Annotated in this window: 10 protein-coding genes, 1 tRNA gene and 2 pseudogenes; 4 read left to right on the top strand and 9 right to left on the bottom strand. The window is 52.9% G+C overall.

What is annotated here, in order from left to right; all coding sequences use genetic code 11:
• Nucleotides 1–291: pseudogene (locus BFF42_RS03770) on the bottom strand (transposase); the annotation flags it as partial.
• Between the two features lie 70 nt (nucleotides 292–361).
• On the opposite strand from BFF42_RS03770, the pseudogene BFF42_RS03765 reads away from it, so the two are divergent.
• Nucleotides 362–1,663: pseudogene (locus BFF42_RS03765) on the top strand (YjjI family glycine radical enzyme); the annotation flags it as partial.
• Nucleotides 1,635–2,498 (top strand): YjjW family glycine radical enzyme activase, encoded by an 864-nt coding sequence (locus tag BFF42_RS03760; RefSeq protein ID WP_001088380.1) that lies wholly within the window; start codon nucleotides 1,635–1,637, stop codon nucleotides 2,496–2,498. The pseudogene BFF42_RS03765 and the gene BFF42_RS03760, both read left to right, overlap by 29 nt.
• A gap of 213 nt (nucleotides 2,499–2,711) precedes the next feature.
• Here BFF42_RS03760 and BFF42_RS03755 read toward each other — a convergent pair whose 3' ends face one another.
• The 8 genes from BFF42_RS03755 to holD all read right to left on the bottom strand — a co-directional run bounded on the left by BFF42_RS03755 (nucleotide 2,712) and on the right by holD (nucleotide 9,171).
• On the bottom strand, nucleotides 2,712–3,494 hold the full coding sequence (locus BFF42_RS03755) for a metal-dependent hydrolase (protein ID WP_000563080.1): 783 nt from the start codon (nucleotides 3,492–3,494) through the stop codon (nucleotides 2,712–2,714).
• On the bottom strand, nucleotides 3,491–4,564 hold the full coding sequence (locus BFF42_RS03750; RefSeq protein WP_001299187.1) for a patatin-like phospholipase family protein: 1,074 nt from the start codon (nucleotides 4,562–4,564) through the stop codon (nucleotides 3,491–3,493). Before BFF42_RS03750 ends, BFF42_RS03755 begins: the two co-directional genes overlap by 4 nt.
• Before the next feature lie 121 nt (nucleotides 4,565–4,685).
• Nucleotides 4,686–4,847 (bottom strand): DUF1328 domain-containing protein, encoded by a 162-nt coding sequence (locus BFF42_RS03745; protein WP_000490275.1) that lies wholly within the window; start codon nucleotides 4,845–4,847, stop codon nucleotides 4,686–4,688.
• A 125-nt stretch (nucleotides 4,848–4,972) separates the two neighbouring features.
• Nucleotides 4,973–5,578 carry a molecular chaperone OsmY gene (gene osmY, locus BFF42_RS03740; protein WP_012421649.1) on the bottom strand — a complete coding sequence of 202 codons (606 nt, stop codon included), beginning with the start codon at nucleotides 5,576–5,578 and terminating at the stop codon, nucleotides 4,973–4,975.
• Between the two features lie 392 nt (nucleotides 5,579–5,970).
• Complete coding sequence (gene prfC / locus BFF42_RS03735) at nucleotides 5,971–7,560, bottom strand: peptide chain release factor 3 (protein ID WP_000175943.1); 1,590 nt, start codon at nucleotides 7,558–7,560, stop codon at nucleotides 5,971–5,973.
• A gap of 90 nt (nucleotides 7,561–7,650) precedes the next feature.
• A complete protein-coding gene (gene yjjG, locus BFF42_RS03730) occupies nucleotides 7,651–8,328 on the bottom strand; it encodes a pyrimidine 5'-nucleotidase (protein ID WP_000870695.1) in 678 nt (225 codons plus the stop codon).
• A gap of 14 nt (nucleotides 8,329–8,342) precedes the next feature.
• Nucleotides 8,343–8,789 (bottom strand): ribosomal protein S18-alanine N-acetyltransferase, encoded by a 447-nt coding sequence (rimI, locus tag BFF42_RS03725; protein ID WP_001092469.1) that lies wholly within the window; start codon nucleotides 8,787–8,789, stop codon nucleotides 8,343–8,345.
• Nucleotides 8,758–9,171 carry a DNA polymerase III subunit psi gene (gene holD / locus BFF42_RS03720; protein ID WP_000204018.1) on the bottom strand — a complete coding sequence of 138 codons (414 nt, stop codon included), beginning with the start codon at nucleotides 9,169–9,171 and terminating at the stop codon, nucleotides 8,758–8,760. Before holD ends, rimI begins: the two co-directional genes overlap by 32 nt.
• A 102-nt stretch (nucleotides 9,172–9,273) precedes the next feature.
• On the opposite strand from holD, the gene rsmC reads away from it, so the two are divergent.
• Entirely contained in the window at nucleotides 9,274–10,305 is a 1,032-nt protein-coding gene (rsmC, locus tag BFF42_RS03715) for a 16S rRNA (guanine(1207)-N(2))-methyltransferase RsmC (protein WP_001272296.1), read from the top strand.
• 267 nt (nucleotides 10,306–10,572) lie between these two features.
• A tRNA-Leu gene (locus BFF42_RS03710) sits at nucleotides 10,573–10,660 on the top strand.
• Nucleotides 10,661–10,709: the final 49 nt, after the last annotated feature.

Genomic DNA, 10,709 nt, shown 5'->3' with positions numbered 1-10,709 from the left:
GTTCAGGGAGTCTGACATCAAGAGCGCGGTAGCCTTTTTTAATATTTCATTCTCCATTTCAATGCGTTGTAGCTTTTTCCTCAGCTTACGTATTTCGATTTGTTCTGGTGTTATCGGAGAGGCTTTTGGTGTTTTGCCCTGACGCTCATCACGCAGTTGTTTGACCCATCTTGTCATTGTGGAAAGGCCAACATCCATAGCTTTGGCGGCATCTGCCACCGTGTATTTCTGGTCAACAACCAGTTGAGCGGATTCGCGTTTAAACTCTGCGCTAAAATTTCTTTTTTTCATTGGAGCACCTGTGTTGTTCTGAGGTGAGCATATCACCTCTGTTCAGGTGGCCAAATTCAGTGTGCCACTTCACGAATGGCTGGAGCTGGAAGGCGCGAAAGATCTTGATGACGCACTCTCTCTGCTGACCATTCTTTACCACCACGTACCGTCGGTCACATCGATGCCGGTCTACCTGGGGCAACTGGATGCGTTGTTGCAACCGTGTGTTAGAATTCTAACACAAGACGAGATCGATGTTCGAATAAAACGTTTCTGGCGTTACCTCGACAGAACCCTGCCAGGCGCCTTTATGCACGCCAATATCGGCCCGCCTGATTCGCCCATTACCCGCGCGATCTTACGTGCAGACGCAGAGTTGAAGCAGGTTTCACCGAACCTGACCTTTATCTACGATCCTGAAATCACCCCTGATGACCTGCTGCTGGAAGTGGCGAAGAACATCTGTGAATGTAGCAAACCGCACATCGCCAACGGTCCGGTGCATGATAAAATTTTCACAAAAGGGGGCTACGGGATTGTGAGCTGTTACAACTCACTGCCGCTGGCGGGTGGTGGCAGCACGCTGGTACGCCTTAACCTGAAAGCCATTGCCGAGCGCAGCGAATCGCTGGATGACTTCTTTACGCGCACTCTACCGCACTACTGCCAGCAGCAGATCGCCATCATCGATGCGCGGTGTGAATTCCTCTATCAACAATCACACTTCTTTGAGAATAGCTTCCTGGTGAAAGAAGGGCTGATTAACCCTGAACGTTTTGTGCCAATGTTTGGCATGTATGGGCTGGCGGAAGCGGTTAACTTGCTGTGTGAGAAAGAAGGGATTGCCGCGCGCTACGGTAAAGAAGCCGCCGTAAATGAAGTGGGTTATCGCATCAGCGCGCAACTGGCGGAGTTTGTCGCCAATACCCCCGTGAAATATGGCTGGCAAAAACGCGCCATGTTACACGCACAGTCGGGGATCAGTTCCGATATCGGCACCACGCCGGGCGCGCGTTTGCCGTATGGCGATGAGCCAGATCCGATCATCCATCTGCAAACTGTCGCCCCGCATCATGCTTATTATTATTCCGGCATCAGCGACATTCTGACGCTCGACGAAACCATCAAACGTAATCCGCAGGCGCTGGTACAGCTTTGCCTCGGTGCCTTTAAAGCCGGAATGCGTGAATTTACCGCCAATGTCAGCGGTAACGATCTGGTTCGCGTTACCGGTTATATGGTGCGTTTGTCGGATTTAGAAAAATATCGCGCCGAAGGTTCACGCACCAACACCACCTGGCTGGGCGAAGAAGCCACACGCAACACTCGTATTCTGGAACGCCAGCCGCGCGTGATAAGCCATGAACAGCAGATGCGCTTTAGTCAGTAAGATTATCCCCTTCTCCTGCGTTGACGGGCCAGGCAGTCGTCTGGCTCTGTTTCTGCAGGGCTGCAATCTGCGCTGCAAAAACTGTCACAATCCGTGGACGATGGGACGCTGCAATGATTGCGGAGAGTGCGTGCCACAGTGTCCGCATCAGGCGTTGCAGATTGTTGACGGCAAAGTGCTGTGGAACGCTGTGGTCTGCGAGCAGTGTGATACCTGCCTGAAGATGTGTCCGCAACATGCCACGCCAATGGCGCAATCCATGAGCGTGGACGAAGTGCTTAGCCATGTCCGCAAAGCGGTGCTGTTTATTGAAGGGATAACGGTAAGCGGCGGCGAAGCCACGACCCAACTGCCGTTTGTAGTGGCGCTGTTTACTGCTATCAAAAACGATCCGCAACTGCGCCACCTCACCTGCCTGGTGGACAGTAACGGCATGTTGAGCGAAACCGGCTGGGAAAAATTACTCCCGGTGTGTGACGGCGCAATGCTCGATCTCAAAGCGTGGGGGAGCGAATGTCATCAACACTTAACCGGACGCGATAATCAGCAGATTAAGCGCAGCATCTGTTTGCTTGCAGAGCGCGGCAAGCTGGCGGAACTGCGTTTGCTGGTAATTCCAGACCAGGTGGATTATTTGCATCACATCGATGAGCTGGCGACGTTTATCAAGAGACTTGGCGATGTTCCGGTTCGCCTGAATGCGTTTCATACCCACGGCGTGTATGGCGAGGCGCAAAGCTGGGCGAGCGCCACGCCGGAAGACGTTGAGCCGTTGGCTGATGCGTTAAAGGTGCGCGGGGTGAGCCGGTTGATATTTCCGGCGCTCTATTTGTGACATGCCAGATACGGCCTACGGTTCGGCACAGACTTGTAGGCATGATAAGACGCGACAAGCGTCGCATCAGGCATTGTGCGCCAACTGCCGGATGCGGCGTGAACGCCTTATCCGGCCTACGGTTCGGCACAAACCTGTAGGCATGATAAGACGCGACAAGAGTCGCATCAGGCATTATGCGCCGACTGCCGGATGCTGCCTACGAAGGGTAAACTACCCACTAACGCTAAACAACGCATACGTATTATTAAGCAACACTTCGGCAATCTCATCTTCTGGTTCCGGGCGCAACTCGCAAAGCACGTCAAACACCCGCACAGCCTGTTCCGGTCGGTTAGGCTGCCCCTGAAAGCCGTTGAGCGGCATATCCGGCGCGTCGGTTTCCAGCAACAACGATGCCAGCGGTAATTTTGCGATGACATCGCGGGTTTTACTGGCGCGTGGATAGGTGATAGTACCGCCTACGCCGATTTTGTAGCCCAGCTGTACAAACCGCTCGGCCTGTTGCAGGCTGCCGGAAAAACCGTGAACCACGCCAGTGCGCGATAAATCGTGGCGTTTAAGATGCATCGCCAGTTTGTCGTGTGTGCGCCGTGAATGCAGGATCACCGGCAGATCGTAGCGTTTCGCCAGTTTCAGCTGTTCGTCGAGTAACCACTGCTGCCTCTCAAGTTGCGGATCGTCGCCGAAGAGATCCAGACCGACCTCCCCCACTGCCACCACCTTCGCCGGACGCCTTTCCAGCGCCTGCTGTAGCTGCTCAAGAGACACATCGCTATGTTTTTCCAACATACCTGGATGCAAGCCCAATGCGGCATACAGCGGTTGATATTTTTCCGCTAACGCCTGCACACGGGCAAAATTTTCCGCCTCTGTCGCCGGAACAATGATCTTGCCTACGCCCGCTTGTGCCGCGCGTTGCAGGCTGGCCTCTTCATCGCCACTAAACGGCGGGAAATCAAAATGGCAGTGGGTGTCGATAAAACGGCAAATCAAGCCAGATCCTCATTGTTAAATGTCGGGTCGTTCGCCTGCGGAGCGTCAATCACTTCGGCAACCAGCGTATCGTTGGCGACTGGCGCAGGCGGAATAACGATCGATTCCGGCGTCACCACTGGCACCAGATGGCGGGTAAGCGGCGCTTTTTCAGTTAATAGCTTGCCAACCGTGGCGAGGAAATAACGACCGCATAAACGCCCAAGTTTATAGTCTTCACGCAGCGCCGGAATCCGACTGCCAAGCGCGATACTATGTAATGGCTTCGGCGGATAAATTTCGAATATCCGCAGCTTGCCCGGTGGTTTCTCAATAAATTGCTGAATGTCACGATAGCTGGTTTCATGATGCTGCACCAGATTGACCAGCGGCTGCAGGCTACTGTCACCCAGCCAGCGTTCCATGCGTTTGAACCACTGCGGCGTGTAGTACATTTGTGACGGCACAGTGCGAATGACGACCAACGTTTTAGCGCCCTGCCTTGCCGCCTCTTTAACCGGAATCGCATCACTGATCCCGCCATCCAGGTAGTTAATGCCTTCCAGCGACACTCCGCTACGATAAAAGCCAGGTATCGCACTGGAGGCGCGAATCACATCCAGCCAGTTTTGTTTGGTTGGTAAAAAGTAATTAGGCGCGTAGTCATCCTGACGACAGGCGCACATATAAAACGATTTGCCGCTGTCAAACAACCGCGCGGCGGTATCCATTTGCAACGGCATCTGGCTTGCGGTGGCCTCCACCAGCCAGTCGAGATCGATAAGATTTCCTCCACGGACAAAGCGCAATGGATCGAAAAATTCGCGTTTTGTGGTATAGCGCATGATGACTTTGCGCGCGTAACCGGGCTGATTGCAGATAAACGCCGAGAGGTTCTGCGCCCCGGCAGATGTGCCGAGATAAAGATCGAAAGGATTAAACTGCGCGCGCATAAACTCATCCAGCACGCCAGCCGTGAAAATTCCACGCTGTCCGCCGCCTTCGCACACCAGAGCTATTCGTCCAGGCTGGAACGGCCTTAGCGACAACGGCGCAATATTACCAAGCGTTACAGGTATTCGCTGCCCCACCTCTGCCTTCCTGTTTTTGTTGTGAAAGAATGACAAAGTAACGCAATTTATTATTCGCTAAAACCGCAAAAGCCAGTCCGCTGGACTGGCTTTGGATAAAATTTTCTTAATGGTCTGAAATCTAGGGTCGTTTTCGGCCCATGAACAAACTCACCAGGAACAGAATAATCCCGACGACAAAGACAATTTTAGCTGCGCCTGCAGCGGTACCGGCCAAACCACCAAACCCAAGTGCGGCGGCGATTAACGCGATAACCAGAAATATGATGCCCCAACGAAACATAAGCGTCTCCTTTACCATAGTTAATGTCACCGCTTGATATGAGCGTGAAAATCACTCAATGCGATATTTTTAGTGTGGTGCACATCGCGCTCCCGACAAAGTTCGGGAGGACGAATTACGACGAATTACTTAGTTTTCAGATCATTTTTAACGCTTTTCACACCATCTACCGCTTTGGCGATACTTTCAGCACGGTCACTTTGTGCCTGAGAATCTACGGTACCGGAGAGCTGAACCACGCCGTCGGTGGTTTCAACTTTCACATGACGGGAAGGGACGATATCGTCCGCCAGCAGTTTGGCTTTGATTTCACTGGTGGTGGCGGTGTCACCCGCGTAGCCCTTCACCGAGCCTTCTTTAGCGTCGCGAACGTGCAGTTTGTCGCTGACAGAGGTCACCCCTTCAACGCCTTTCGCCACTTTCACTGCCTCTTCGGCCTGAGCCTGGCTTTCAACGAAACCGCTCAGGGTCACGACTTTTTGCTCGGTTTTGACAGAGATATCGGTGCTCTTGATGTTGTCATGATCCACCAGCGCCGCCTTCACTTTCGCGGTGATGGCGCTGTCATCCATGAAATTACCGACTTTATTCATAGAGCTATCGACTTTTTGCCCTGCGCTTTCATTGGTAGTCTGTGCGTTGTTTTCCGCGTAGGCAGAGCCGGTCGCGACGGCAGAGGTCAACATTACAGCCCGCAGAGTTTTCGAAATCTTCAGTCTTGTCATAGTCATCGATTTATTCCTGTATGTTTGCTCGTAATTTGAGCCTGGCAACACGAGGTTGCATTGCTGAATAGGGAGAGACTTCACCCTCTACAGAAGTCAATGGTCGCCATCACAAAAGCGATGGGTGATGAATAACGACCATTACAGCCTCTGAATCAGTTATTAATATCGGTAGAATGACAATCGACGGCTTTAGATACTGATATCTACGCATTGAACGGTATTTAACGCCGTCAGAAATGTCATTACTTTGTTAAATATAGATCACAATTTTGAAACCGCTCGTAATATCAGCGAAAACATAAGCAAAAGTGAATGTTTTAAGAACATTCCGTAAGCGGCTAATAAGGAAGGGAAATTGACAGGGCGCAGCGGCTGCCGCGCCCTGGAGGCAAGAATTAATGCTCGCGGGTCTGGTGGAACTGAACGTCGGGATAACGTTCCTGCGCCAGGCGCAGGTTGACCATGCTGGTAGCGATGTAAGCGAGGTTATCGCCGCCATCAAGCGCCAGTTGGCTTTCGTTCTTACGCTTGAACTCTTCGAATTTCTTCGCGTCCGCACATTCTACCCAGCGGGCAGTGGCAACGTTGACTGATTCATATACTGCTTCAACGTTGTATTCGCTCTTCAGGCGCGATACCACCACATCAAACTGCAGCACACCAACAGCACCAACGATCAAATCGTTGTTGGAGATCGGACGGAACACCTGCACCGCGCCCTCTTCGGAAAGCTGTACCAGCCCTTTGAGCAGCTGTTTTTGCTTCAGCGGATCTTTCAGGCGGATACGACGGAACAGTTCTGGTGCGAAGTTCGGAATACCGGTGAACTTCATCATCTCCCCCTGGGTAAAGGTGTCGCCGATCTGAATAGTGCCGTGGTTGTGCAGGCCGAGGATATCACCCGGATACGCTTCTTCAACGTGCGAACGGTCGCCCGCCATAAAGGTCAGCGCGTCGGAGATAACCACATCTTTCGCAGTACGCACCTGGCGCAGCTTCATGCCTTTTTCATATTTACCGGATACTACGCGCATAAACGCCACGCGGTCGCGATGTTTCGGGTCCATATTGGCCTGAATTTTAAATACGAAGCCGGTAAATTTGTCTTCGCTCGCCTCTACGGTACGGGTATCAGTCTGACGCGGCATCGGCGCAGGGGCCCACTCCACCAGGCCATCCAGCATATGATCAACGCCGAAGTTACCCAGCGCAGTACCGAAGAATACCGGAGTGATTTCGCCCGCAAGGAACAGTTCTTTGTCGAACTCGTTAGACGCGCCTTTCACCAGTTCCAGTTCGTCACGTAGCTGCTGTGCCAGATCTTCACCAACCGCAGCGTCGAGATCCGGGTTATTCAGCCCTTTAACAATACGGACTTCCTGAATCGTGTGGCCTTTACCGCTCTGATAAAGATAGGTTTCGTCTTTATAAAGGTGGTAAACGCCTTTAAACAGCTTGCCGCAGCCAATCGGCCAGGTGATCGGTGCGCAGCCGATTTTCAGCTCGTTCTCAACTTCATCGAGCAGTTCCATCGGGTCGCGGATATCACGGTCAAGTTTGTTCATAAAGGTGAGGATCGGCGTGTCGCGCAGACGGGTAACTTCCATCAGCTTACGGGTACGATCTTCAACACCTTTTGCAGCGTCGATAACCATCAGGCAGCAGTCCACCGCTGTCAGGGTACGATAGGTATCTTCCGAGAAGTCTTCGTGCCCCGGGGTGTCTAGCAGGTTAACCAGGCAATCGTGATACGGAAACTGCATCACAGACGTAGTAATGGAGATCCCACGCTGCTTTTCCATCTCCATCCAGTCCGACTTAGCGTGCTGGTTGGAACCACGGCCTTTTACTGTACCAGCGGTCTGAATGGCCTGTCCGAACAGCAGCACCTTCTCGGTGATGGTAGTTTTACCGGCGTCCGGGTGAGAAATAATGGCAAAAGTGCGGCGCTTCGCCACCTCTTGCAAATAAGGAGACAACGTCATAATTCTTTCTTCTTGAGTAAGCGGCATCGCGCCGCGCTTGTTGAAAACGAAAAATTGCGGCTATTTTACCCATCAACGGGGGGGAGGCAATCAGTGTTTACACAGGAGCTGCTCCAGTTCGTGCAACGATGAAACGGTCCAGGTGGGCGCGATGCCTTCTGGTTGCTCGCGATGGTGCGCATTCAGCCAGCAAGTCGCAAGCCCGGCGTTGATGCCACCGAGAATATCGGACTCGGCAGTGTCGCCAACCATCAGCACGCGTGAACGGTCAGGATTGCCCGCCAGTTCCAGCGCATAATCGAAAATTTTCTTATTCGGTTTGGCAATGCCAACTTCTTCGGAAATCACCAGCAAATCAAAGTAATCACGCAGGCCCGTCCGTTCCAGACGCACTTGCTGCAAGGCGCTAAAACCGTTGGTGATGATGCCGATTTTAGCGTTGCCACGAATGGCGTTAAGCAGAGAAACCGCGCCCGGCAGCGGCGTGCAGATTTCCGCCATCGCATTAATAAAGGCATCGTTAAGCAAGCCTGCTTCAACTTTCAGCCGTTCGGCCCAGCTCTCGAAACGCCCGTGCTGAAGCTGTAATGAAGTGATCGCGCCGTTTTGATAATCCACCCACAGTGGCTTGTTAACGGCCTGATAGTCCTGAAAATCTTCAGCGGTAAAGGTGACGCTGTAATCAAGAAACATCCGCTGCAGGCCGGTGAATGAGTCAAAGGTAAACAGCGTTTCATCGGCATCAAAGAAAATCCAATCCCACTTCATTATTCCACCTTGTCTTACATACTGATTGGCAACGCCATGATGATGGCGTCTTCGCGACCGTCCGTGGTGGGGTAGTAATTGCGGCGAATCGTCGCCTCGTTAAAGCCTAAACTTTCGTACAGGGCAATGGCGGCAGCGTTTGAAGCACGGACTTCCAGCCATAGTGTCGCCACGCCGCGTTTTTCCAGTTCGTCGATCAGATGTTTCAGCAGCACCCTTCCCAATCCCTGACGCTGATAGTCAGGATCGACCACAATATTGAACAATGTAGCTTCATCCAGCACCACTTGCGTAATCGCAAACGCCGCCATTTTGCCGTTTTGCGTTAACTGAAAGTTGAGATAACGCTCGCCCTGGTTGCTGGCAAAGGTTTTTTCACTCCACGGAAAGGCGTGGGCGCGTTGTTCAATGTGGTAAGCTGCTGGTAAATCAGTCGTTTCGAGGGAAGAAATCGTGTTCATATGTGCAAATCTGTTGCCATAACGCGGCGCGTGCCGTTGGGTTTGCCCGTAATTCGGTGAGCGCCGGTGATGCCACCTGAGCGCCTTCCAGTGATAGCGGTTCGTCAGTACCCAACCGCCAGCTGTTGCAGCGACTGCCTTGCGGCAGCATCGCGATTTTTTCTGGCGTCAGTTGCAGCACTTGATCGGGGCTGACGGTTAATGCGCGCAGAACATCGCTCACTAAAGGATCGGTCAGGGCGGGAAGATCGTTTGCCACCATCACCAGACGGACGTGTGCCGGGATCGCAATGGCAATCTCCCCCTGCAACGCGCCAGGGCGACGCAGCGACCACTGGGTAATGCCCAGTTGCTGTAACTGCCAGTCTCGTCGGGATGTCATAGCGAATCGCTCCTGTTGTCAGGGGCGCAAATATAGCAAATTCGTCGATACCGCGCCAACATATGGCTATAATCGCCGCCAGTATCAATTGAGGAGCATTCCATGTCTGCATTTACCCCGGCAAGTGAAGTCTTGCTGCGTCACAGTGATGATTTCGAACAAAGCCGTATTCTGTTTGCCGGAGACTTACAGGATGACCTGCCCGCGCGTTTAGATACCGCGGCCAGCCGTGCTCATACCCAGCAATTCCACCACGGGCAGGTATTAAGCCGCCAGATGGGGGATAACGCCCGTTTCAGTCTGGTCGCCACGGTGGATGACGTCGCAGATTGCGATACGCTGATTTACTACTGGCCGAAGAACAAACCGGAAGCCCAGTTCCAGTTGATGAATTTACTTTCTCTGCTGCCAGTGGGGACAGATATTTTTGTCGTTGGCGAGAACCGCAGCGGCGTGCGCAGCGCCGAGCAGATGCTGGCAGATTATGCGCCGTTGAATAAAGTCGACAGCGCTCGTCGCTGTGGCCTCTATTTTGGTCGTCTGGAAAAACAGCCGGTATTTGATGCCGATAAATTCTGGGGCGAATACAGCGTCGATGGCCTGACGGTCAAAACGCTGCCTGGCGTGTTTAGCCGCGACGGTCTGGATGTCGGTAGCCAGTTGCTGCTCTCGACGTTAACTCCGCACACGAAAGGTAAAGTGCTGGATGTCGGCTGTGGCGCGGGGGTGCTTTCAGTTGCCTTTGCGCGCCATTCGCCGAAAATTCGTCTCACCTTGTGCGATGTCTCTGCGCCAGCGGTAGAAGCCAGCCGCGCAACACTTGCGGCCAACTATGTTGAAGGTGAAGTCTTTGCCAGCAACGTCTTTTCCGAGGTGAAAGGTCGTTTTGATATGATCATCTCCAACCCGCCGTTCCACGATGGGATGCAAACCAGCCTGGATGCGGCGCAAACGCTGATTCGCGGCGCGGTGCGTCATCTTAATAGTGGCGGCGAGCTGCGAATTGTAGCGAACGCCTTCCTGCCTTATCCGGACGTGCTGGATGAGACATTTGGCTTCCATGAAGTGATTGCGCAAACCGGGCGTTTCAAGGTATATCGCGCCATTATGACCCGCCAGGCGAAAAAAGGTTAAGTATCCCGCCGCAAGCCTTGCCGGATGCGGCGTAAACGCCTTATCCGACCTACAAAACCTGCACGTTAGCCCTTCGTAGGCCAGATAAGACGCGCCAGCGTCGCATCTGGCATCTGCCCCCGCATGCCTACCAAACCTGCACGCTAGTTTCCTGATGGACATTTTTCCAGCAATTACACCTCCGGCGATAATTAACTATTGACGAAAAGCTGAAAACCACTAGAATGCGCCTCCGTGGTAGCAATTCTTTTTAAGAATTGATGGTATGCGAAGGTGGCGGAATTGGTAGACGCGCTAGCTTCAGGTGTTAGTGTCCTTACGGACGTGGGGGTTCAAGTCCCCCCCCCTCGCACCAAAAACCACGTTGATATTGCTCGCACTGGGCGAAGGTGGCGGAATTGGTA

Source organism: Shigella sp. FC1661 (assembly GCF_001712525.1).
Taxonomy (GTDB): Bacteria; Pseudomonadota; Gammaproteobacteria; order Enterobacterales; family Enterobacteriaceae; genus Escherichia; species Escherichia coli.
The sequence above is the reverse complement of the archived record's forward strand: the minus strand, read 5'-3'. Positions and strand labels throughout refer to the sequence as shown.